This is a genomic window from Streptomyces sp. NPDC005784 (assembly GCF_042871525.1).
Taxonomy (GTDB): Bacteria; Actinomycetota; Actinomycetes; order Streptomycetales; family Streptomycetaceae; genus Streptomyces.
This window is the reverse complement of sequence record NZ_JBIAIQ010000021.1, coordinates 75,688-97,814: the sequence shown is the minus strand read 5'-3', so window position 1 is coordinate 97,814 and position 22,127 is coordinate 75,688. Positions and strand designations below refer to the sequence as shown.

Below are 22,127 nucleotides of genomic sequence, written 5' to 3'. Positions count from 1 at the left end.
GCGGTGAACACTGCGGCAACGGGGAGAGGCGGCCATGGCCGGACGGGGAGACACGACCGGGACCGTACGGGGAGAGGTGACCGGTCCCGAACGGCAAGGGCGGACGGTGTCCGTATCGCGTGGAGCGACCACGTCCGCGAAGAGATCCACGAACGAATCCGCGAACCAGGTATCCGCGAACCAGGTATCCGCGAACCAGGTATCCGCGAACCAGGTATCCGCGAACCAGGCCGTGCAGGGATCCACGAAGCTGTCCGCGAAAGAGGAGGCCCGTTGGACCCGGGCCACTCTCGGGCGGGACGGCCGGCCCCTGGATCTGCTGACCGCCCGCTTCGACCGGCACCGCTACGCCCCGCACGCCCACGACGAGTTCACCATCGGCGTCTGCGTCGGCGGCTCGGAGATCATCGACTACCGCGGCGGCCACATCCGGACCGGCCCGGGGTCCATCGTCGTGCTGGCCCCCGGCGAGATGCACACCGGCGGTCCCGCCGCCTGCGACGGCTACGCCTACCTGGCCCTGTACGCGGAGCCGTCCCTGCTCTCCGAGGGTGCCGTCGGCGGCCTCCCGCACTTCCGTGAACCCCTGCTCGACGACCCCGAACTCGCCGCCGCATTGCGTACCGCGCACACCGAACTGAGCGCCTGCCCAGACCCGTTGGAGGCGGAGTCCCGCTTCCCGTGGCTGCTCGCCGCGCTGGCCCGGCGCCACTCCACGGCCCGCCCGGACCGCGACGAGATACCGGGCGCCGCGTACATAGCCGACGCCGTGCGGGACCGCCTCGCCGACGAACTCCTGGACCCGCCCTCCCTCGCCTCCCTCGCCACGGACCTGGGCCTGTCCCGCTACCAGCTCCTGCGCGCCTTCCGTACGACGATGGGGATACCGCCGTACGCCTGGCTGGCCCAGCACCGGGTGAACCGGGCCCGCCGGCTCCTGGAGTCCGGACTGCGTCCCGCCGAGGTCGCCGGGCTTGTGGGCTTCGCGGACCAGGCGCATCTGACACGCTGGTTCCGCCGCGTGCTGGGGGTGACACCGGCGGCGTACCGCGCGAGCGTGTTCCCGTCGCCGTGAGGCAGACGGTCACGTCGCCGCCGTCGGCGCGCAACAGCGTTCAAGACGCGCCACCCGACGGTGACCGAGACTGCCGCCATGACTGCACGCGGCTGGTTTCTGTTCTCCCTGATGGGAGTGATCTGGGGCATCCCCTATCTGATGATCAAAGTGGCGGTGGACGAGGTGTCCCCGTCGGTGGTGGTGTTCACGCGATGTGCGGTCGGCGCGCTGCTGCTGCTCCCCTTCGCGATCCGTCAGGGCGGCCTGACCAGGACCGTACGGGCCCACTGGCGCCCGATGCTGGCCTTCGCGATCATCGAGATCATGGTCCCCTGGTGGACCCTGACGGACGCCGAACGCCATCTCTCCAGCTCCACCGCGGGCCTGCTGATCGCCGGGGTGCCGATCATCGGCGTGGCCGCGGCCCGCTTCTTCGGCGACACGGAACGGCTCGGCACGCGGCGGATCGTGGGCCTCGCGCTCGGCCTGACCGGCGTCGCGGTCCTCACGGCACCGCACCTGACCGGCGGCGACGCCCGCTCGCTCGTCGAGGTGCTGCTGACGGTCGTCGGCTACGCCACCGCGCCGGTCATCGTCGCCCGCCACCTCAAGGACGTGCCGTCGCTCCACCTCACCGCCCCCTGCCTGGCCCTGGCGGCGCTGGTCTACGCCCCGGCGGCGGCCGTCACCCGGCCGGACGCGATGCCTTCCGGACAGGTCCTGGCCGCCCTCGCGGGCCTGGGCGTCATCTGCACGGCCGTCGCCTTCGTGGCCTTCCTGGAACTGATCAAGGAGGCGGGCCCGGCCCGGGCGACGGTGATCACATACGTCAACCCGGCGGTCGCGGTCGCGGCGGGCGCCTTCTTCCTGAACGAACGCCTGACCCCCGGAATCCTCGCCGCCTTCGCCCTCATCCTGGCGGGCTCGGTCCTGGCCACGGCGACCGCCGGTCCGCGGCGCCCGGCCCGCCCGGTACCATGGTCGACACGGCAGACGAGCCGGGCGGACGGCCGCGTGGAGTCCCCTTAGGGGGCTTCCCGAGGAACGTCCGGGCTCCACAGGGCAGGGTGGTGGCTAACGGCCACCCGGGGTGACCCGCGGGACAGTGCCACAGAAAGTAAACCGCCGAGAACTCCGGTTCCCGGTAAGGGTGAAACGGTGGTGTAAGAGACCACCAGCGCCTGAGGCGACTCAGGCGGCTAGGTAAACCCCACCCGGAGCAAGGTCAAGAGGGGCCGCTTTCCCGGAAGAGAAGGCGGCTCTGCGCGGACGTTCGAGGGCTGCCCGCCCGAGTCCGCGGGTAGACCGCACGAGGCCGGCGGCAACGCCGGCCCTAGATGGATGGCCGTCTCCCCGGCCGCCGCGAGGCGACCGGGCGACAGAACCCGGCGTACAGCCCGGCTCGTCCTGTCGCACCCCTCCGGCCCTGGTCGGAGGGGGTATGCCCTCTTCCCTATGCCTCCGGGGTCGAATCGGGGTCGAATCAGGTGGGTTGGCCGTTCCACGGGTCCAACTCACCCTTCGCGCCACGATGGTTAGCCTCGTTGCGTCAATGAGTCTTGCACATCAGGGGCCGCTGGGGTCAAGTCCCCAAGCCCGGGTTCACCCGGCCGCGAGGGTCAGGTCTGCCAGCACTGCTACGCCGCCTGCTCGGTGTCGGCTGCCCCTCCGGACCGGGCTGATCCGGGCCGAAGAGACGGCTGAACGTCCTCACCTTCACGCCCTGCACGGCCACCGGCGGGTGCGCGTAGGTGTCCCACGTCTCGGAGAACTCGGCGTGCCGGGAGAGCGCCTGCACGGTCTTCGGATCATGCCTGTCGACCTTGTCCGCGCCCAGCCGGGATGTGTAGAAGTGTTTGAGGTCGTGAAACCGGGTGCCTTTTGGAAGCCCGGCCAATTCCACCGCCGTCCGCCACACGTCGTTGAAGTGGCTCCGGGTCAGCGAGCGGCCCTGTACGGTCGTGACGATCAGTCCCTCGTCCGGCGGCGGCACGTAGTCCCGCTGGCGGCGCTTTTGCTCTGCGGCCTTGGACACCGGCGCCGGCCCTCTGAAGTGCGTCAGATGGTAGGCGAGGCGCTGCATGAGGAAGTGGTCGACCGGCAGCGTGGCATAGCTCGCCTTGGTCTTCAGCTTCACCTTCTTGCCCTTTTGCCGCTGCTCCTCGACGTAGAGGAGATCCTGGTCCCAGCCCACGCGGCCTTCTGTGAGGCCGAAGGCTTCGCCCTCACGCAGGCCCGCGCACGCTGCGATCCACACCAGGACCTCGTACCGCGGCTGGACTTCCCGCATGGCGCGCGCTAGATCCGCTACCTGCTCGGGGGAGAGAGCGACCTCGACGCGGTCCTCGACCTCGGGCAGGTCGATCCGGGACACGATGTTTGCCGGGAGTGGGACATCCGCATCAACCATGTAGTTGACCAAGATGCGCCACGTCTTGAAGATCTGTACGACGTAGTAGGCCGACTCGATTCCCGGCTTGTCGATCAGATGATCCACAAGGCCCGTCGTGTCCCGTCGCTTGAGTGTCTTAGCTATCCGGTTGCCCATGAACGGGACGATGTGCGTACGCAGGTGACTCTCGTAGGTGCCCGTTGTGTTCTCGTTCTTATTCCTCTTCTTCCGTCCTACGATCAGTTGGTCCGCGAACACCGCGACCTTCTCGTTCCCGATGTCGGGATCGACCCAGGTGCCGTTGCGCATGTCCACCCGGACCTCGTCCAAGTGGTCGCGGGCCTCCTGCCAACTGTCGAATGCGGGACGCCGCGGCTTCCCGTTGGGGTCCGTGTAGCGGGCCTGCCACTGCTGGCCCCGGCCATGGTCGGAAGACGGGTAAAGCGGCTTCCTCCTAGTGCCGCACTTGCAGGGAACTTCGCCCTCTTTTGGGTATCTCTTGTGCCACCGATCAAACGGCGCATCGAACTCGGCCATGTGCCCCTTCCGCGGAAGAACTTCAACCTTTCTCGGCCTGTAGCACCTAGGAGTCCAGCGGTTTGGGCGAGTGAGCGAGCTCGCCCCTCTTGATGCGCTCGAACAGGTCGTTGACCTGCTTCTCGCTGTAGCGCACCCGGCTGCCATTCCTGTTTCCTTCCCGGTTATCTCCTGGACCGGGTCGGTAGTACGGGCCAAGAGGATAGGCGCGCAGAAGACCGCGATTGGTCCAACGGCGCCGCGTTGAGGGTGAAATACCAAGTCGGCGTTCCACCTCTCGGGGCATCATATAGCGATCGACGGAATCTGATGGAGTGGTTTCGGATGTCCTATTTGATTTGCTTATCGAGGCGCCCGAGTCTGAAATTTCGGGTGAACTCGAAGCCGAAACCCTCCTGCTCCTGAACCTGGCATCCGGCAAGATCCAGCCTCCTGTAGCCCGCGTCTCTACACCCGTGGCGGGTTGGGCTGGGCGCCGAGCTTCCACGCGAGCGCGCCAGAGCCATCCATCTACAGGTGTTTATGAACGGAAGCGACGGTAGCTCAACCTCTCCGGAAGTGACAGGCGTCAGATGGGCGCTATGGCAGTTTATAGGCCAGTATGTCGTAAACACCTGTAGAGAAAGGTGTGAGGTGCGGGCTTCGTGTGCCGCTCCCGGCGGGCATGAAGGGGCTGCTGACCTACTGATGCGAGGTCAGAAACGCGAGTCGGTCCCTGACGGCGGGGCCTCTTGCAGAGCCAACGCCCAAGTAGATGAAGAAGGACTCTTTGCAGCGCTGCGCGGCAAGTTCGGTGTCCCCCTGCTTCTCGGCGGCGCTGCTCAAGAATTCTATGGCAGCGGCTGGCCGGCGAGTTGCCCGGCGGCCTGGCGTGCGGCGTGTGCGACACACAGTTTGCGCACGGCTCCTTCGTGATTGCGTGCTACTGCGTCGTCGAGGCCGAGGAATGAGAGAGCTCTTTCCCGGTTATCGCACTCAGGGGAAAGGGTCATGGCCAAGAGGTTGCCGTACGCCCTGGCGAAGCAGTGAGTCGATTCGCTAAAGGAGGCCGGTGTCATGAGTCTCCCGGTGTAGTGGCGTGATAAATGGAGCTGACCGGGCGGCATCAGCCGTTGGCAGCATAGAGCCACTATGGGGAGAGGTTGCCAGCAATGCGGACTACGCGACAGCATGCAGATAGCGATGCCGCATCAAGAGTTGTGTCTAGGCCACGGCCTTCCAATGCCATGGCCGCGGACCTGAAAGCCCACGCATGCATGCGACTCGATACTTTGCTTGTTCCAGCATTGCGGGGTTGTCATCTGCTGTCTGCAATGCGAACGACGTAAGTCGAAGTTCTCGAATATTGCGAAGCGTGGGATAGCCAGACCAGCTCATGACGTCATTTCCGTAGGCTTCGCAGAATTTCGCGTACGCGGATTGAGAGATTTTTCCAAAGGTCTCCGCGGCAACGGCGGTCGATGTCAGATCCCACTCTGGGGGCCCCACCGCAGTGCGCTCAAAGTCCAACAGAAAGACACCGCTGGAGGTAACCGCCGTGTTGCCGCCCCAAGCGTCTCCATGAACTACGCACGGCCGTAGGCCTTGAGGCAGGTCCGTCCATGCTGCCTGGAGATTCTCTAGTCGTCGAAGGAGCCACGCTTGATCTTCTCGACTGACAGATTGGGCGGCCTTGATGCGGTCCGCGATCCGCACGAAGGGGGCTATCTCTCCGAGAGTGAAGGGTGGGGATGGCAGCTCATGCAGACGGCGTAGGAGTGGGGCAAGGTCCGACTCGTCTCCTGCACGGTGTGGTGGTAGTTCTTCCCAGAATGTCGCCGTGCGCCCGTCGACGGTTACGGGCTGGTCCATGTCCAGTGGCCGTACCGCTGGAACGCTGTTCTGTGCAAGCCACCGCGTGACCTGTACTTCACGGGCCGCAGCGGCGGATTGTCCCCTGCGGGCGATGCGCACGACGACTTGCCCCGGAAGACGCCATAGGTCGTTCTCGGCCAGGCGGATGGGCTCCGCACCGTTCGGACTGAGACCGACCGCCTGCACGATCTTCTCCAGAACATCGAACGACTCTTGGATGCGGGGAGACATCATGCCTGAACAGTAGTGCGGATGCGTTCGCGCAGATCAGCGACTCCGGCGTTACGGCTGCGTGAAGCCGCGATGCGTCGCAACTCTTGTACGTCATCAACGGCGCGTTGAGAGTGAAGGCGTCCAACCTCGTCGAGGGCGCGGTGGCCAACCGTCACAGCTTCCTGGGGATCGCCGGTGGCCATTCGGAGCGAAGCGAGCTTCGTCCCGGAGAGCGCACGGGACCGCACGTATCCGTCTCCGTGCTCCTTGATCGCGATCTCCAGACGCCCGGCTGCCGCAGTTGGAGAGTGGCCGGCGAGCAGCGTTAGGTCGAAGAGCGCGTGGCCTGTGTCGCCGTGATGCTGTGCGCGGTCGTAGTAGCTCATCCACGGGGCATCTTCGCCCTCCGTGGCGTGAGAGAAGATCTCGTCCGAACGGCCAATCGCTCGAACTGCTTCGTCGATGTCCCGCATTTTGGCGTGGGCACGGGCGCGAGCGTTATGCAACATCGCCTGCTCCTTCGGAGTCAGACGATCGGAGCGAACAAGGCCGTTCTCCGCGTGAGTCAATCCGTGGTCTGGTTCTCCGACCCAGATCGCCTGACGGGCCAGCCAGTTCATTGCCGACGCCCGGAGATGCCAATTTCCAGCCCGCTCAGCGCACTTGGCGCCCACGCTCAAGTAGAACCGCGCGTCATCATGCTCGTACGCATCAAAGGCGCTCGCTCCCATGACGATGGCGAGACGGCCGACCGCAGTAAACAGCTCGGGTTCCAGGCGGCCGGGGCACCGTACGTCAAGCAGAGACGTAGCCCAGCGGTACAGGCCGATCGACGCGCTGCGGACCAGACCTGCGCCTCCATACTGATTGTCCCACTGAGCGAGAAGGATCGACGCCGTCCACGCCTGCTCAATGTCGTCTTTACGGATGACCTTTGGTAGTGCGGCACTGCCAAGCGCTCCCGTTCCCATCGGGCTCAGCATGGCGGCGCCACCAGCGAGGAACGACCGACGTTCCACGTCACTCCCATCGACTTCAGCAGGTGTCCTTCCCTCTAGCGTGCCCAGTGCGTCTAGGTTCGAGGCCCGTACCAAAGGTTCGGACTGGAGCTTGTCCGCATCACGGCCCTGGCTGTCCGCATCCGCTTCGACGCGACGCCAGAGTCGTCGCAGCGCCCCCCTTGCATCAAGTGCGTCATCCAGCGAAGCCGCCAGGTCGGCGTTGCATGGCCGCTCTGCCTTCTCGATCCTCTGGATGGAGGACCCGCTGAGGTGCACCATTGTCCCGAGGGCGGTGGTTGAGAGGCCTCGCAGCTCACGCCAAGTTCGTAGTTCCACCCCGAACCAATGCGCCATGGACTGTGAGTCATCGAGAGGTCTGGGCTTCTGCGGCATGACGCTCCCCTCGACAGTCCGATGCGGACAGTTTGCCGTGCACGTCCACTGTCCGCATCAGCATCCCCAAAGCGGGGTTTAACTCCTCAGGAGAGCAGCGAACCGGCGTGATCAGGGTCATTCAATACTCCGCATGGTTCATCTCGGCCTGCCTGAAGCTAATTTGACGTTACGTCAGATTGCGTTGGAGGGTGGGCCCGTAGTGCGGGTCGCAACCTGAAGTCGCTGGGGGTGGGGCTGCCGCCCTGAACGCGCTTCCACCCCGGCAGCCGAAAAGTGCCGGGGTGGAAGCGTGTTCAAGGCGGAGTCGCTAGGAATCGATCTCCCCGTGCTTCACCGCGCTGATGAACGACATCCAGGCATCGCTCTCGAAGGTGTGGTGAGGACCGTCTGGGTCCTTCGAATCGCGCACCTTCACCCGCATGGCAGTAAGGAAGGCGGCCTCTACGCAGTCCGTCGACGGTTGGCCGCTGTAGCTGCTTTTGAACCAGTTGGGCTGTTCGATCACTTTTCTTCCTTGTTAGGCGCGCAGGTGCTTCTTGCGGGCCTCGGCGATCAGCTCCGCCGAGGACTCTATCGAGAGGGCTTCGGCGTGCAGGTAGTCGAACGCTGCCGAGTACAGTCGGCGCTCCTCGTCCTGTTCCAGGTACAGCGAACCTGAAGTGTTCTCTGCGTAGATGACGTCGAAGTCGGGGTCGGTGGCCCCGAGAATGATGAAGCCGGTCAGGGCCGCGGAATATGCGCCTCGGTCGAACGGCAGGACCTGCATTGTGGTGCCCGGCGCCGAGCTGCGTTCGAGAAGGTGATCGAGTTGCTCGGCCATGACGTCAGGTCCCCCGACACGGCGACGGAGGACGGATTCGTCGAGAAGGACGTGATACCGAGGGCAGCTCGGCTGATCGAGCAGCTGCTGCCGTCGCATGCGGGTATCTAGGAAGGATTCGACTTGCTCCGGGGGTAGTTCGTAACCCGGTGTGCCCTTGATTGACCGAGCGTAGCTACTGGTCTGCAAGAGTCCAGGGACGACGCTTGAAGCGAACTGGCGGAGACTGGCGGCCTCGTTCTCCAGTGCGATCAGCATGCCCAATGTGCTTGGCACGGAACCTGCGCCCGGCACCCACCAGCCGTTTGTGGCCTTGGATGTCTTGGCCAGTTCGACCAGGGCGGCACGTTCTTCGTCGGAAGTGCCGTAGACCCTGCAGAGCTGGTCGACTTGGTTCCAGCGAACGTTTCCCTTGCTGGTCTCGTATCGGCTCACTGTGGCCTTGGAGACGCCCGCGCGCTCGCCGGCCTCCTCGGCGCTGAGACCCTTGGATCTGCGCAGCTCCAGCAATCGGAACGCCAACTGGCGGCGGCGGGTCGTCGGGCCGGGACCTTGAGTCGACTCGACGGCTCCGCTGGAGCCGTGCGGCTCGTCGGTCATGCGGCCCCCTCAGGACATCGTGCTTCCAGTGTCAGGTTCAGTTCGTAGTAGCCACAAGGAAGTTACACGGCGGAACAGTCATGGCGTTACGGACCTGACAAATCGTGGATCGCTCATGCGGACACTTCCGCCATGAGCGTTACATGAGGAGCGGTACGCGCTCCATACTCCACCTCAGCCGTTCTGCCAGTAGTTCCTCGGGGACGGTGAGCGATCTCGATCCGAGTGCGTTACCCCCACCGCGAGGACAGCCACCATGATCCCTTCGTCTCAACTCCAACGTTCCGAGCCTCTTGCCTGTCGCGCGGGGACGGTCGGCGGGGTTGATGACCGGGTGACCGTGCGGGCGGTACCTACTGCTCGGCACCGGCCCGGACAGGTTCGACCCGCTATCGGTGAGCCGTTGAGAGGTGATGGAGCTGAGGGTGGCTTGATCGACTTCGGCTTCATCCCCCCTGCCGGGTTAGCGTTCGGAAGCGTCTCGCCAGTAGTCCTCCAGCATCTCGCTCGGCCAAGAGGGCTGCGAAACGGGGCCGCGAGGGAGCATCTCCTTGAACGCCGCTACCAGATCGACCACGAGTGTGCCGTCATCCGCATCGAGGTCGGTGACGTGCAGGTCGTGGCCTTCAACACGCAGCAGCCGTGGGAACGATGTAGCGAGTCGGGCCGGCCGTCGGTGGTTGTGGTGCACGAAGGTCCCCGTTGCCGGCCAGGCCGGATTGTCACGGGGGCTGCGAGCGTGGAGTGCAACGTCGTCGGGGGATCCGAAGTTGAAGAACCAGGTGACCTGGAGATGGGAGAATTCCTCGATCCCCTGCAGCGTCTCCACAGGGTAGTTCGGGTGCAACCGAATGATCGATTCCACACCGCCCTTGAAGTCGTCGAGCCGCCCAGTGTGGCCTCCCACCACAGTGGCGATCACAGGCACTTCGATGGACTGTGTGGACACGAGTTTCCCCTTCTCGATTTCGAGCAGGGCGGGACGCACGGCTGCACCGTGTTCGTCCTCGCCACCACGGCGCCGTCAGGCTACTCGTTCGAGTACGGCCTTGGCTCGCTCGTCGATCTCCGCTGCCGCGTTGATCCCGCGGTTTCGGAAGGGAGACAGCACCCTGCGCATGTTCACGACGGCCTCACGTGCTCTTCCCGACTGGACGCCTTCCATTGCGTCAAGAGCCTGTTCCCACGTGTGGCAGGCTGCCTCGACGTTGCCCTGTTTGGCCTGCACAGTGCCCATGTAGCCCAGGGTCACGGCGTGGGTCCGGCTGAACGTGACGGCCTTCCTTGTGAGCACGCTGTTGTGGAACTCGCGAAGCGCCCCTTCGAGGTCGCCGAGGGTCCACAGGGTGCGTGCAGTCTCGTGAGCCAGCGAGGCTCGTTGGAAGAACCACACCCGGTGGGGATCTTCGTCACCGGGCCGGGCGGCAGCGAGGTCGTCCTCGGCCCGGAGGAGGGCTGCAACCGCCTCACGCTTCTGCCCGTCGGTCGCGAGGCTGCGCGCCTGTACGACGCCGAGCAGCGCGCGCTCCCGAGGTGTTGCCAGGGTGTACCGCTTTCGGTCCACGGACGCTGCCGCAAGTCTCACCCCTGCGCGGGGATGTCCCAAATCGGTTGCCTGATGGGCCATGGCGCGCAGAATGTGACCTGCCAGCGGAGCTTCGTCGGCTTCGGCTGCGAGCTTCAGGGCCAGTGTGAAGTAGCGGCGCGCTGCTTCGTGTTGAGAAGCATCGAAGCTCATCCAGGCGGCCACGTACACAGCTTCGGAGGCGGCAGCGAGAAGGTCACGGTGTGTCTCCTCGCTCGTGAAGACCCCACCCACGTATGCAGCGACGTCATCGAGGATGTACTGCCGCAGGGCTGTGCGGCCGTCCATCCCGCCGTGCCGTTGGTCTCGCTTAGAGAAGAACTCGGTCATCTCTCGGACGGCGGCGACCTCGCCGGCACCGATCCGACGACTTGTTGCCGCTGGACGGGACCTGGCTCGCTCTGGGGCGTCGTCCCACCACTGCTGGGCGGGCAGCATCAGGCCACCCACCGAGTAGGCGGCCCCAGCCAACAGTTGGCGGCGTTCCAAGTCCACGTCGCTCCTCCCCAGATCCACCAGCGCGGTCAGCGTATCGACGCGCCATTCGGATGCCGGGGCGGCCTCGGGTGTCGATGCCGAGAGCCCAATTTCCGCCAGTGTGACCGGGCGCTGCAACCGCCGGGACAACGTCTCGCACAAGATACGGGGTGCCCTGCCGGCGGGGCGTGTTCCGGAGATCCACATCGCGATGTGCGAACGGCTCGTGCTGAACAGTTCGTCCGCACCAACCTCCGCAGCAACCCTGACCACCGCCGCAGCAACCTTGGGCTGCGACCAGCCGGTCTCCGCAATCACAGCGGCCAGTTGTTCGTTCCTGCGTGCCATCCTGCGTCCCCGTTCACAAGAGAACGATCTTTGACGGGTTTGACGGCATCGCGGACTGGCCGGGGATACCCACCCGTCGTCATTCACGGTTCGCTCAAGGTCAACGAAACCACCATCTGCCTTTGCCCGGGAGGAACTCCGGTGAAGACCAGCCACACGTCTGGTGCCGACGCCAGGACCTATCCCGGCGCCTCAATAACCGCTACCGCCGTCTCGGGGGCGGAAGAGGGCTGGGAGTCGCAGTCCGCCCAGGTACGAGCCGTCAGGAGCCGGGCATGAGTCAGCCACAGGTCCAGGACGACTACATCGACGCCCCCGAGCACCAGAAGAGTCTGACGCTGGCAGCAAATGACAGTGCCCCTCGGGTGGCTCGTTCCTTCACCCGCGATGCTCTCAGCGCCTGGGGGTTGGACGACCTCTTGGACGATGCCGTGCTGATCGTCAGTGAACTCACCACTAACGCCGAGCGCTATGGCCGAGTCTCCTCCGAGGCTGTGGAGAAGGATCGGTCCACAGAACAGGGCAAGCGCAACGAGGAGATCACGCTGACGCTCGTGGTCCAAGCCGATGTCGTGACGATCGAGGTGGAGGACAACTCGCCTCACGCCCCAGTTGAGCGGGCTCCCGATCAAGACGCGATCAGTGGACGCGGCCTGCATCTCGTGTCGGCAATGGCCGAGAGCTGGACCAGTTGCCCCACCGAGGACGGAACCGGCAAGCGGGTGTTCGCCTTCATCAAGCGCCCGGATCCGACCCCCACTTCCTGAACCTCGTCATCCCCTTGTCCTCTTTGGAGACCTTCGTCATGCCTCCTCAACCATGTCCCTTTGCTTCGTCCTCCGTGACGGGGAGCAAAGCCGACTCCGGCTCCGAAGCACCGCCTGGCCTCCTCCTCGACTTGGACGGTGTCCTCGTCGACACGCGTCCAGTGATGGAGAGAGCGTGGCACGCAGTCCAGGAGGCCCATGGCCTCGGTGTGCCTTTCGCGGCGTACCAGGAGCACCTCGGCCGTCCCTTCGACGACATCATGGGACGTCTCGGTCTGGCCAACGCCGTGGAGATTCACCGGACATACACGGAGGCGTCTACGGCTGCGGCCCACCTGGCCCGGGCGTTCGATGGCATCACGGACGTGCTTCTCGCGGTCGCTGCCGCCGGCTGGTCGCTCGGGGTCGTCACGTCCAAGCCGTTGCTCCGGGCAACCCCGCTTCTCGCGGAGCTGGGATGCCCGTTCGCCACGGTTCGCGGGCCCGGCGGGCAGGGGCGGGGTAAGCCGGCGCCGGACCCGATCCTGCTCGCCTTGATCGACCTTGGCACTGATCCGGCCGATGCAACGTACGTGGGCGACATGGCGGTCGACCAAGAGGCTGCCCGCCGGGCCGGCGTCCCCTACATCCATGCAGGTTGGGGATACGGCCGTCCGAATGGTCCGTCCCCCGTGGTCGCCGAATCGCCCAGGGAGCTGTTACACCTCCTCGGCGTCATCACCCCTCCGGCCTCATTCATTGAAGGGGGCCTGCTGTGAAGGCAGTTGGGTACAGCGCGCTCGGCCTGGTCCGAACGGGTGCCGCTGGGCAGCCGTTGTGGGCTTTGGTGGGAGAGGGCGCTCTCGCCAACATGCGGGCGGAGCAGATCACCACACGGGGCCTGGAGGCTCTGCCGCTTGACTCGGTCGAGGCGGACGAGCACGTCGACCGGATCATGGGTGCCCTTGAGACGTACAGCGCGCACCTCGTGGCAACACCGGGCGGCGCGGGATGGCTCTATGTGCAGCATGTGCCGGTCCGGCGTCTGGTGGCGCAGCTGGTGCGCAAGCTGATGGCGCTCAGTACCTGGGAGCCGTTCGCGAAGGCCCCTGGCCCGATGACGCTCGCGCCGTATGAGGGGCTCGTCGGCGTGCGGTCGAGTAGTTCGCGGGAGTACCGGTCTTACACCGTCAGCTGGTCCGGTGTGGCCTTCGTACTGGGCGCGGCAGCCCCGCACAACCGGCTGCGATCCGCAGCATTGCGCGCTCTTCCCGCTCCTCATGTGGCCGCTGCGGCCCCGTCTGCTTCCGGGGACTTGAGCGGTGAAGTGGTAGCGCTGTCATGGTCGTCGCGTCACGCGGCGACGCTGCTCCCCGTGCTCGACGTACTCGCGCGTGACGGGCAGAGGAGCCTGCTGATCGACCTCGCCACCGATGCGGCGGAGCGGTGTGCGGCTCCAGATTCCGAGGAATTGGGGGTGTGCTCGCCGTCCGCTGGTCTCTTCGGGCTCCGGGGTGTTGTGGAAGGACTCCGGCCGCAGGAGGACGGTGCCGTCGTTCGGGTGAAGGAGCACACCGTCCTGCTGGGCCGGCTGGTCCGGCTCCTTTCAGTGCTGCTGGAGACGAGCGGGGGATGCACCCAGCCGTCGTGGCGATCCGTCGTGGAAGCGGAAGCCTGGCTGGACGACGTCCTTACCGCGGCCCGGCCGCACACCATGCTGCTCAGCAACGACACCAGCCCGCTGGGAGCACTCGCCGTGCACGCCGCCGAGCGCCACGGCATCAACACGGTGCACGTTCAGCACGGCGCGTGGACAGCCGAGTCGGTCGCGTGGCCTGCCCTCCACAGCCGTCACATCGTCGTCATGGGCGAGCGCGACGCCGCCCTCGCGAACGCCTGGGCACGGCATTCCGACGCCGAGGTCCACGTCCTGGGCCAGCCTCGCTTCGACGGCTTGGCTCATCTCGATCGTGAGGCCCAACGGCACTATCTGGCACAGCTGATGGCCGCCGCCACGGGGAGTGAGCCCGCCCGGATCGCGGTGTGGGCCTGCCAGCCTTTCGGCCCTGACCGACTCCGCGCCCAGGCAAACCTGCTCATGGACGGGCTGCGTGGAGCCGACGGTGACTGGGGACTCGTCATCGCCCCTCACCCCGCGCAGAGCGCCGGCGCGTTCTCCAGCCTGACCCGACAGAACGACGGACCGCTCGTGGCCGTGGCCGACCCGCGCGTCGGGGCACGGGGGTGCTTTGCCGGTGCCGATGCTCTGGCGAGTGCGTACTCGACCTGCGGTATCGAGGCGGCCCTCCTGAACGTGCCCGTCCTCGAAATCGGCCCGGCAGGCGCGCGCACGCTCGGGCTGGCCGACCACGGTCTCGCCTCGCGCTGCACCAGTGCCGACGAAGTCGCCGACACTCTCTCCGCGCTGGCCCGTCCCGACCAGCCCGTCGTCCAGAAGATCCCGGATGCGGTGTGCCGGTGGCGCGGTAGCAGCGCTGTCGACATCGCGCACCTCATCCTCAGCCGTGCCGACGGCTCTGCCGCATACCCCGACCCCGTCCACCACGATGCCCCCGGCGCTGATCGCGCACAGGCGCGGGGCGAAGGAGTCCGTGCCCGATGACCCATCTGATCGGCGACAGCGTTGCCGAACTTTTCGCCGGGGCCGTCACGCTGGCGAAGGCCGGCGAGAAGGTCGCGCCCCGCGGTATGGCGACCCGTGAGGTCCTCGACGTACACATGCGGTTGACCCAGCCCCGGGCCCGCCTGCTGTGCGCGCCGCCGTCGAGGATCCTGAATCCAGCGTTCGCGGTAGCCGAGACCGTCTGGCACCTCTCCGGCTCGGACGCCGACTGGATCTTTGACTACAACGCCCTGTTGAGGCAGTACGCCGATGACGGCGTTCTGCGGGGCGCGTACGGGCCACGGATGCGGAACTGGGCGGGGAAGGTTGACCAGCTGCGCCGCGTCGTCGAAATCCTCACGGAGGACGCCGACTCCCGCAGGGCTCTGATACAGCTGTACGACCCGGCCCTGGACGCCGCCGGGCACAAGGACGTGCCCTGCACGCTCGGCTTCGCCTTCCACCTTCGCGCCGGCCGCCTCCACATGACGACCACCATGCGCGGCCAGGACGTGTGGATCGGCATGCCGTACGACCTGTTCTTCTACACGGTCCTGCACGAGCTGGTCGCCGGGTGGCTCGGCGCCGAACTCGGCGACTTCCACCACCACGTGGGGTCCCTGCACATCTACGAGCACCATCTCGACCAAGCCGAGCAACTCACCTCGCTCACCGCGAGCGAGATCATGCCCGACCTCCGTACCCCGTGGGACGGCTTCGACGAGCTGCTCCGGCACGTCCAGGCCGGGGAGCTGACCGGACATCCGGGCTGGGACGCGATGACCGAGACGATGCACAGCTACCGGCTATGGAAGGACAACCTGCGCGATCCGGCGTGGCAACAGGCCCACCGGATCAACGGTCCACTCGGCCCGGCGCTGGCGTCCTGGTACAGCGAGCTGAACCGCCGTGCTGCATCCGCGTCCGCCCGCGCTGTGGCAGGGATCAGGTGACGATCGCCATGGACCACATTCCGTCCGTCATTCTCGGCCTGTGCTCCTACACCCATGACTCGGCCGCCGCGCTGCTGGTCGACGGGGACCTGGTCGGATTCGTCGAGGAAGAGCGGCTGTCCGAGGACAAGCACACCAAGGCATATCCACGCCATGCCGTTGCATGGCTGCTGAAGGAGGCCGGGATCAACGCCGGCGATGTGGACGCCGTCGCCTACAACTTCCAGCCCGCCCGCTACCTCGCAGAGGCCCCGGCTGCACTGCGCCTGGGCCTGTCGGCGACGACACGCGAGCGGGCGCTACCCAGGGCCCACGGCTTCGCCAAGGTGGCACTGCGCACCCAGCACCGCGTCCGCACCCTCGGCCGGCTGTTCCCCTCCGCCCGCGTCACATCGGTTCAGCACCACCGGGCCCATCAGATGGCCGCCTTCGCCGCGTCGGGGTGGACCGAATCTGCGGTGCTCGTCGTCGACAGTCTCGGCGAACGGCAGACCATCACCATCGGCCACGGTCACGAAGCGCTGCGACCGCGCACCCGCATCGTCGAGGCACTCCGCGACCCGGCGTCTTTGGGCTACGTGTACGGCGCGGTCACCGAACACCTGGGGTGGCGCCGCGGGGATGAGGAGGGCACCGTGATGGCCCTCGCCGCTCTCGGTGACCCCAAGCGGTTCCGGCACCTGTTCGCGCGCGCCGTCCGCACCACGGCGGCCGGCTTCTTCGTCGACCCGGCCTACTTCCCCCCGCGCACGCTGTCCTCCGGGTACTCCCGGACCTCCCGTCGCTTCATTACCGAGACGTGCCCCGCGCGCCACCCGGACGAGCCGCTCGTGGACGTCCACCAGGACCTGGCGGCGGCGCTCCAGGAACGCACCGAGCAGGTCATGCTGCACCTGGCCCGGCGGGCCAGGATGATCACCGGTTCGCGCCGCCTGTGCGTCGGCGGCGGAGTCGCCACGAACTGCGTGAGCATCGGGCGCATCATCGAGGCCAGCATCTTCGACGAGGTCTTCGTGCCCCCCGCCCCGGGTGATGCCGGCACCGCGCTCGGCGCCGCGGTCGCCCTGCACATGGACGGGGGAAACCGACGCCCCGTGTCGGGCATCGCCCGCGCCTGCTACCTCGGTCCGTCCTTCCACGACCTTGCCCTCGACCTCACCCCGTGGCCCGGGCTGCAGCAGAAAATGCTGGGCATCGAGACCGCCGAGTTCCTCGCCGACCAGCTCGCCCACGGTGTGATCGTCGGCCTGTTCCAGGGCCGGGTGGAAGCCGGACCCCGCGCCCTGGGGAACCGCTCGATCCTTGCCTCTCCTCTCCAGCCTGGGGTGGTGAAGCGGCTGAACGCCACCGTGAAATACCGCGAGCATTTCCGGCCCTTCGCTCCCATGGTCCTGGCCGAGCGCGCCCGGGAGTTCTTCACGCTCGGCCAGGAGGCGCCCTACATGTCCATGGCCTCCGGCGTGACTCAGACCGCACGCGAGCGGGTGCCGGCCATCATCCACGCCAACGGCACCTCCCGCCTGCAGACCGTCACCGCCGCACAGAACCCGTTCATGCACGCGGTCCTGACCGCCTTCGCCCGCCGCACCGGCGTCCCGGTCCTGATCAACACCTCGCTCAACGTCAAGGGCAAGCCCATCTGCGGGACGCCGGCCATGGCCCTGGACTGCCTGGCCGACTCCGGCCTGGACGCTCTGCTGTTGGAAGACCGGTGGATCACCAAATGAAGATCGGATACAGCTTCTGGGGATTCCTCGGCAACGGCATCACCAACACCCCGGACGGGGGCCGCAGCCACCGCCGCCCCTTCATCGACGCCCTCCTCGCCCGCGGGCACGAGATCGTCTTCCTCCAGGCCAACCGCGACCTGTCGGAAGCCGACGACGGCCTCGGCGGCACCTACGCCTTCGACAACGGCATCCCGAAGATCGACGCGCTGTTTCTCGAATGGCGCTGGGCGATCAACGGACGCAACACGACCCCGTGCGGCACCGAGGACCACGCCTGTGACCTGCACCGCCAGGCCGAACTCATCACCCGCTACACCGCGCGGCGCGGAACGCCGACCGTGATCTGGGACAAGGACCGCACGCTGCGGCCCGAGAGCATCTGGCGCGGCACCCTGCAGACCGCTGTGTGCGAAGCGGCCCTCGAACCCTCACCGGGCGCCCACCGCCTGCTCTTCCCCGTCGACGACCGGCTCCTGGCCCAAGCCGACCCCGTCGCACTTACCGCGCAGCCGCGTGACCTGGTGCTCGGCTATGTCGGCAACCAGTACGACCGCGACGCGCACTTCGACCGCTACTTCGCCCCGGCCGCCGCGCATGTGGCGCACGTCGTCGGCGGCAAGTGGCCCCAGACCGACCGCTGGCCGCATGTCCGCTTCCTCGGAAGGATCCCGTTCCAGGAGGTCCACGGACTGTACGGCAGGTCCCTGGCCACCGTTCTCATGCTGCCCGAGCGGTATGCCGCGGTCGGGCAGATGACCCAGCGGATCTTCGAGGCGGTGCTCGCCGGCTGCCTGCCGCTGGCGCCGGCCGACATCCGTCACGTCGAGGAGTTCGTGCCCGCCGAGCTGATTGTGACCTCCGGCCAAGAGGTGATCGAACGGCTCGCCCATCTCCGGAAGATCGCCGGGAGTCAGCAGCACACGGACCTGATACGAGCCTGTCTGGACCGCCTGGACCTGTTCCGCCTGAGCCGGCAGGTCGATGCGCTGGAGAGCGTGCTGGCCACGATCGCCCGTGGCGCGGACGAGCGAGGAGCAGCCTGATGCGAAAGATCTCCCAGGCCGCTATGCCTGGATCATCCGTATGTGTCCCGGCGGCCGGTCCGCTCGGGCACGGAAGCGACTCTAAGCTGGAGCACCATGATGAAGGTTGCCATTGTCGGCTGCGGAGGCAGCGGCAAGTCGTACCTGGCCCGCGAGCTGGGGAAGATCCTCAACGCCCCTGTGACGCATCTGGACGCCGCGTTCTACGACGACGACTGGAACGCGTTGCCGATGGACAAGTTCGCCGAGCTGCAGCGGGAGCTCGTTGCCGAGCCGCGGTGGGTGATCGACGGCAACTACAACTCGACGCTCCAGATCCGGCTGGAGTCCTGCGACACCGTAGTCCTCATGGACGTGTCCACGATCTCCGCGCTGTACGGGATCTTCTCCCGGCAGCTGCGGCACGGGGCCGGGCACAAGGGCAACGGGGTGCACAACCGGATCCACTGGGGCGTGATCAAGTACGTGGCGACGTACCGCCGCAGGATGCGCCCCCGCGTCATGGCCAAGATCGACGAGTTCGCCTCCAGCCGATCCGACGTCGTGCTGCTGGCCACCCGGCGACAGACGCGCCGCTGGCTGCAACAGGTGGCCGCCCAGCACAGCTGAGCCATCCGCGCCCGCGAGGGGAGGGCGCGGCATGACCGAGGTCAATCCCTTCCTCGACCCCGTGCTGCAGGCGGACCTCTACGGTGATCCGTCTCGCCTAGCCGGCCGGTCCAACGCCCTGATGCGGGCCAAGACCGCAGGCCGGCCCGTTCCGGACACGATTGTCCAGCTGGTGCGGGCGCACCACGCGCGAGCGGACCGTCTCGGTGTCGTCCTGGACATCGGCTGCGGGCGCGGTACGAGCAGCAAGGTTCTCGCCGAACTGCTGCACCCGGAGCGGGTCGTCGGGTTCGACGCGGCCCCGGCCCTGATCGACCAGGCCCGCGAGCGAACCCGCCATCTGCCGGGCGTGCAGGTGAGCTTCCTCCAAGGAGACTTTCACCAGCTCCCCCTGCCAACCACCTCGTGCGACCTAGCGGTGGCCGCGTTCTGTCTGTACCACTCGCCGCGCCCGCAGACGGTCATCGCAGAGATCAACCGCGTCCTCGCCCCCGGAGGGCTGGCCGTGCTGGTCACCAAGAGCCTCGACAGCTACCGAGAGCTGGACCAGCTGGTCGCCGCAGCGGGCCTCGACCTTCGCGCCGAGCAGCACGAGAGCCTGTACGCCTCGGCGCACAGCGGCAACCTCGCCGCGCTGGCCGCGACATCGCTCGACGTGGTGACCGTCGAGAACGAGGAGCACGTCTTCACCTTCGACGGCCACGACCACCTCGCCGAGTACCTGGCCACCAACCCGAAGTACGACCTCGCCCCCGGGCTGTACGGCCATCCGGGAGCCCTGGCCGCCGTGCTCCACGAGTTCGTGCCGGACCGGCCGCTGACCGCCCGGTCCGTCATCACGTTCGTCGTGGCCCGGCCCCCGGAGGGCCGATCATGACGAGCGCCCACTTCACCAAGTTCTACGAGACGCCCGATCAGGTCTCCGCAGCGGTCCGTCACCACTGGTGGCTCACCGAACACGCGCACCCCATGCGGCTGCCGGCGTTCGTGGTGATCGGGCATGCCAGCCTGACGTACCAGCGGATCGAAGGACGCCCGGTCCAGCCCCACGACCTGACCGCGCTGGCCACGCTGCTGGGCCATGCCCACGGCTGCGCCTGGGCCAGCGACCTGCAGGCCGCCGACCTGGCCACACCGCACCGCTTTGAGGACGGCACCACTTTCGCCGACTACCTCAGCCCTCGCAGGGCCGCGCTCCAACACCGCCTGGAACAGGGCTACTTACCCAACAAGGCCGCCCTGCACGCGGTGTTGGCGTTGCTGGAGAAGACGGCGGAGGGGCCCGCCTCCTTCTACAAGGACAGCAACCCCCGCAACTTCCTCATCACTCCTGCCGGGGCCGTCGTCACCGTCGACACCGACGACCTCACGCTCGCGCCGATGGCGTACGACCTCGCGAAGCTGATCGCGACGCTACTGCTGACGTACGGACCGCTCCCCGATGACGCCACCGGTACCGCACTGAGCGCTTACAACGAGGCCGCCGGGCAACACGACATCCGCCTCGGTGCCACGGACCGCCCTCGCCTCGACGACTTCCTCGCCCTGCACGCCGTCCTGACCGCCCCCTACGTCGGGCGCAACGGCTACAGCTACGGCTGGCCCCCCACCTACCCCAGACTCCGAGGTTGAGCATGATCACCAGCGAACTCGTCTTCGTCCGCCACGGCGAGGCACAGTGCAACGCCGACGGACTGGTCGGCGGGCCTCGGACCTGCACCGGACTGACCAACCGCGGCTACGCCCAGGTGGAACAGGTCACCCGGCGGCTCGCCGACGAACACCGCCACCAGCCGTTCGACGCGCTGTACGCCGGACCGCGCCTGCGCCTGCTCCAGACCGGCGAGATCATCAGCCAGGCCCTCCGGATCCCGCTCACCACGGACGTACGGCTCGACGGCCCGGTCCACGGCGACGCCGACGGCAAACCCTGGGCCGAGGTGAAGACCGCCGCCGACGGCGGGCCTCACGCACACCCGGACACTCCCTGGGCCCTGGGCTCCGACACCTGGAGCGGATACCTGGAACGGGCCGGCGCGCACCTGGCACAGCTCATCGCCGAACACGAGGGTGACCGCGTTCTGTTCGCCGCGCACGGCGAGACCGTGATCGCCGCCCACACCCTGCTCCTGGGCCTTCCGCCCGGCTCCCCGGCGGGCTTCACCATCACCCACGCGTCCGTCACCAGATGGCAGCACCACCGCAACCGGCTCGACCAGACCCGGTGGATCCTCGACCGGCACAACGACACCTCGCACCAGGCCCTCCCGATACAGGAGGCCACCTCGTGATCACGTCCCCCGTCGATCCGCGCCTGGACCTGGCCCGCGACCGGATCGGAGCCGTCCGCGTCATACCGGACCCGTCCCTTCCTCCCCGCCTGCTCCAGCTGGCCGACAGCCAGGGACGCAGATACTTCGCCAAGCAGCACGGCGGCAGGGCCCGGTACGTCCAGGAGGTCCACGCGTACCGCACCTGGGCGCCGCACCTCAACGGGCACGTGCCCGACCTGGTCGGCTGTCACGACAGCACGCACACGCTGCTGGTGACCGCGCTGTCCGGCACGCCTGCCGACACCGTCGCCCCGGGATCGCCCGAGGAGGAACTGGTCCACCACGAGGCAGGCCGCATCCTGCGACTGCTCCACCAGGCCACCCTCATCCCGCGCTCCGGAGCCGTCGGCCCTGACCTAGCAGACCGCCTCGCCCGCTGGATCCAGCGGGCGGATGAGGCCGGCCTCATTTCCGCCGACGAACGCGTCCTGCTGGCCATCCACCAAAACGTCCTGGCGGGCACGCTCATGGACAGCGCGGCCTGCCACCTCGACTACCAGCCGCGGAACTGGAACATCGGCGAGTCCTTCAGCGTGTACGACCTGGAACACATGCGGCGCGATGCCCGCATCCGGGACTTCGCCCGCCTCGAATTCCGCCGCTGGCAGGCGGCTCCCCGCTTGAGGGACGCCTTCTACTCCGGATACGGCCGCCGCCCCACCGACACCGAGCAACGCCTCCTCGAATCCTTCGGTGCCATCGAGGCGGTCACCGCCCTCGTCCGCGGAAACGAGCAGGAGGACCTCGCCCTCACCACCCACGGCCGCACCGTCCTGAACCGGCTGAGCTGAAACGCCGACCCCACCGCTA

19 protein-coding genes, 1 other RNA gene and 2 pseudogenes are annotated in these 22,127 nt (G+C 67.1%); 14 read left to right on the top strand and 8 right to left on the bottom strand.

Features of this window, described 5'->3' with window-relative positions:
* The first annotated feature begins 232 nt into the window (after nt 1-232).
* From ACFYR3_RS28630 to rnpB, 3 genes and pseudogenes are all read left to right on the top strand, one after another.
* Nucleotides 233-1,075: an AraC family transcriptional regulator gene (locus ACFYR3_RS28630; protein WP_355848584.1), complete on the top strand. Its 843-nt coding sequence runs from the start codon at nt 233-235 to the stop codon at nt 1,073-1,075.
* A 78-nt stretch (nt 1,076-1,153) separates the two neighbouring features.
* Nucleotides 1,154-1,933 (top strand): annotated as a pseudogene (locus ACFYR3_RS28625) (DMT family transporter); the annotation flags it as partial.
* A 118-nt stretch (nt 1,934-2,051) separates the two neighbouring features.
* Nucleotides 2,052-2,466, top strand: an RNA gene (rnpB, locus tag ACFYR3_RS28620) — RNase P RNA component class A.
* Between the two features lie 173 nt (nt 2,467-2,639).
* Here rnpB and ACFYR3_RS28615 read toward each other — a convergent pair.
* The 8 genes and pseudogenes from ACFYR3_RS28615 to ACFYR3_RS28580 form a co-directional block, all read right to left on the bottom strand.
* Complete coding sequence (locus ACFYR3_RS28615; protein WP_389285052.1) at nt 2,640-3,986, bottom strand: tyrosine-type recombinase/integrase; 1,347 nt, start codon at nt 3,984-3,986, stop codon at nt 2,640-2,642.
* Between the two features lie 1,203 nt (nt 3,987-5,189).
* Complete coding sequence (locus tag ACFYR3_RS28610; RefSeq protein WP_389285076.1) at nt 5,190-6,071, bottom strand: aminoglycoside phosphotransferase family protein; 882 nt, start codon at nt 6,069-6,071, stop codon at nt 5,190-5,192.
* Entirely contained in the window at nt 6,071-7,036 is a 966-nt protein-coding gene (locus ACFYR3_RS28605) for a hypothetical protein (RefSeq protein WP_389285075.1), read from the bottom strand. The genes ACFYR3_RS28610 and ACFYR3_RS28605 overlap by 1 nt, the downstream gene beginning before the upstream one ends.
* Before the next feature lie 186 nt (nt 7,037-7,222).
* Nucleotides 7,223-7,408: pseudogene (locus ACFYR3_RS28600) on the bottom strand (helix-turn-helix transcriptional regulator); the annotation flags it as partial.
* A gap of 349 nt (nt 7,409-7,757) precedes the next feature.
* Complete coding sequence (locus ACFYR3_RS28595; protein WP_389285051.1) at nt 7,758-7,955, bottom strand: DUF397 domain-containing protein; 198 nt, start codon at nt 7,953-7,955, stop codon at nt 7,758-7,760.
* A gap of 12 nt (nt 7,956-7,967) precedes the next feature.
* On the bottom strand, nt 7,968-8,870 hold the full coding sequence (locus ACFYR3_RS28590) for a helix-turn-helix domain-containing protein (RefSeq protein WP_389285050.1): 903 nt from the start codon (nt 8,868-8,870) through the stop codon (nt 7,968-7,970).
* A 463-nt stretch (nt 8,871-9,333) separates the two neighbouring features.
* On the bottom strand, nt 9,334-9,819 hold the full coding sequence (locus ACFYR3_RS28585) for a TrmO family methyltransferase (protein WP_389285074.1): 486 nt from the start codon (nt 9,817-9,819) through the stop codon (nt 9,334-9,336).
* A gap of 75 nt (nt 9,820-9,894) precedes the next feature.
* On the bottom strand, nt 9,895-11,280 hold the full coding sequence (locus ACFYR3_RS28580) for a Tat pathway signal protein (RefSeq protein ID WP_389285049.1): 1,386 nt from the start codon (nt 11,278-11,280) through the stop codon (nt 9,895-9,897).
* Nucleotides 11,281-11,555: 275 nt separating this feature from the next.
* On the opposite strand from ACFYR3_RS28580, the gene ACFYR3_RS28575 reads away from it, so the two are divergent.
* The 11 genes from ACFYR3_RS28575 to ACFYR3_RS28525 all read left to right on the top strand — a co-directional run bounded on the left by ACFYR3_RS28575 (nt 11,556) and on the right by ACFYR3_RS28525 (nt 22,108).
* Nucleotides 11,556-12,047 carry an ATP-binding protein gene (locus tag ACFYR3_RS28575; RefSeq protein ID WP_389285048.1) on the top strand — a complete coding sequence of 164 codons (492 nt, stop codon included), beginning with the start codon at nt 11,556-11,558 and terminating at the stop codon, nt 12,045-12,047.
* 74 nt (nt 12,048-12,121) lie between these two features.
* Nucleotides 12,122-12,805, top strand: coding sequence for an HAD family hydrolase (locus ACFYR3_RS28570; protein WP_389285047.1), 684 nt, complete (start codon nt 12,122-12,124; stop codon nt 12,803-12,805).
* Nucleotides 12,802-14,649, top strand: a complete 1,848-nt coding sequence (locus ACFYR3_RS28565; protein ID WP_389285046.1) for a hypothetical protein — start codon at nt 12,802-12,804, stop codon at nt 14,647-14,649. Before ACFYR3_RS28570 ends, ACFYR3_RS28565 begins: the two co-directional genes overlap by 4 nt.
* Entirely contained in the window at nt 14,646-15,602 is a 957-nt protein-coding gene (locus ACFYR3_RS28560; protein WP_389285045.1) for a thymidylate synthase, read from the top strand. The genes ACFYR3_RS28565 and ACFYR3_RS28560 overlap by 4 nt, the downstream gene beginning before the upstream one ends.
* Before the next feature lie 8 nt (nt 15,603-15,610).
* A complete protein-coding gene (locus ACFYR3_RS28555) occupies nt 15,611-17,329 on the top strand; it encodes a carbamoyltransferase (RefSeq protein ID WP_389285044.1) in 1,719 nt (572 codons plus the stop codon).
* Entirely contained in the window at nt 17,326-18,375 is a 1,050-nt protein-coding gene (locus tag ACFYR3_RS28550; protein WP_389285043.1) for a hypothetical protein, read from the top strand. The genes ACFYR3_RS28555 and ACFYR3_RS28550 overlap by 4 nt, the downstream gene beginning before the upstream one ends.
* 96 nt (nt 18,376-18,471) lie before the next feature.
* The gene (locus ACFYR3_RS28545) at nt 18,472-18,984 is read left to right on the top strand and encodes a topology modulation protein (RefSeq protein WP_388267294.1); all 513 of its coding nucleotides are present in this window, start codon (nt 18,472-18,474) and stop codon (nt 18,982-18,984) included.
* Between the two features lie 31 nt (nt 18,985-19,015).
* Entirely contained in the window at nt 19,016-19,861 is an 846-nt protein-coding gene (locus ACFYR3_RS28540) for a class I SAM-dependent methyltransferase (protein WP_389285042.1), read from the top strand.
* Nucleotides 19,858-20,616, top strand: a complete 759-nt coding sequence (locus ACFYR3_RS28535) for a phosphotransferase (RefSeq protein ID WP_388267290.1) — start codon at nt 19,858-19,860, stop codon at nt 20,614-20,616. The genes ACFYR3_RS28540 and ACFYR3_RS28535 overlap by 4 nt, the downstream gene beginning before the upstream one ends.
* 2 nt (nt 20,617-20,618) lie before the next feature.
* A complete protein-coding gene (locus tag ACFYR3_RS28530) occupies nt 20,619-21,275 on the top strand; it encodes a histidine phosphatase family protein (RefSeq protein WP_388267391.1) in 657 nt (218 codons plus the stop codon).
* A complete protein-coding gene (locus tag ACFYR3_RS28525; RefSeq protein WP_389285041.1) occupies nt 21,272-22,108 on the top strand; it encodes a phosphotransferase in 837 nt (278 codons plus the stop codon). The genes ACFYR3_RS28530 and ACFYR3_RS28525 overlap by 4 nt, the downstream gene beginning before the upstream one ends.
* The last annotated feature ends 19 nt before the right edge of the window (nt 22,109-22,127 follow it).

Coding starts and splice junctions, on each gene's coding strand:
- ACFYR3_RS28605 (WP_389285075.1), bottom strand. CDS start 7,036: ATGCTGAGCCCGATGGGAACGGGAGCGCTTGGCAGTGCCGCACTACCA.
- ACFYR3_RS28530 (WP_388267391.1), top strand. CDS start 20,619: ATGATCACCAGCGAACTCGTCTTCGTCCGCCACGGCGAGGCACAGTGC.
- ACFYR3_RS28560 (WP_389285045.1), top strand. CDS start 14,646: ATGACCCATCTGATCGGCGACAGCGTTGCCGAACTTTTCGCCGGGGCC.
- ACFYR3_RS28540 (WP_389285042.1), top strand. CDS start 19,016: ATGACCGAGGTCAATCCCTTCCTCGACCCCGTGCTGCAGGCGGACCTC.
- ACFYR3_RS28555 (WP_389285044.1), top strand. CDS start 15,611: ATGGACCACATTCCGTCCGTCATTCTCGGCCTGTGCTCCTACACCCAT.
- ACFYR3_RS28610 (WP_389285076.1), bottom strand. CDS start 6,071: ATGTCTCCCCGCATCCAAGAGTCGTTCGATGTTCTGGAGAAGATCGTG.
- ACFYR3_RS28615 (WP_389285052.1), bottom strand. CDS start 3,986: ATGGCCGAGTTCGATGCGCCGTTTGATCGGTGGCACAAGAGATACCCA.
- ACFYR3_RS28575 (WP_389285048.1), top strand. CDS start 11,556: ATGAGTCAGCCACAGGTCCAGGACGACTACATCGACGCCCCCGAGCAC.
- ACFYR3_RS28550 (WP_389285043.1), top strand. CDS start 17,326: ATGAAGATCGGATACAGCTTCTGGGGATTCCTCGGCAACGGCATCACC.
- ACFYR3_RS28590 (WP_389285050.1), bottom strand. CDS start 8,870: ATGACCGACGAGCCGCACGGCTCCAGCGGAGCCGTCGAGTCGACTCAA.
- ACFYR3_RS28545 (WP_388267294.1), top strand. CDS start 18,472: ATGATGAAGGTTGCCATTGTCGGCTGCGGAGGCAGCGGCAAGTCGTAC.
- ACFYR3_RS28580 (WP_389285049.1), bottom strand. CDS start 11,280: ATGGCACGCAGGAACGAACAACTGGCCGCTGTGATTGCGGAGACCGGC.
- ACFYR3_RS28535 (WP_388267290.1), top strand. CDS start 19,858: ATGACGAGCGCCCACTTCACCAAGTTCTACGAGACGCCCGATCAGGTC.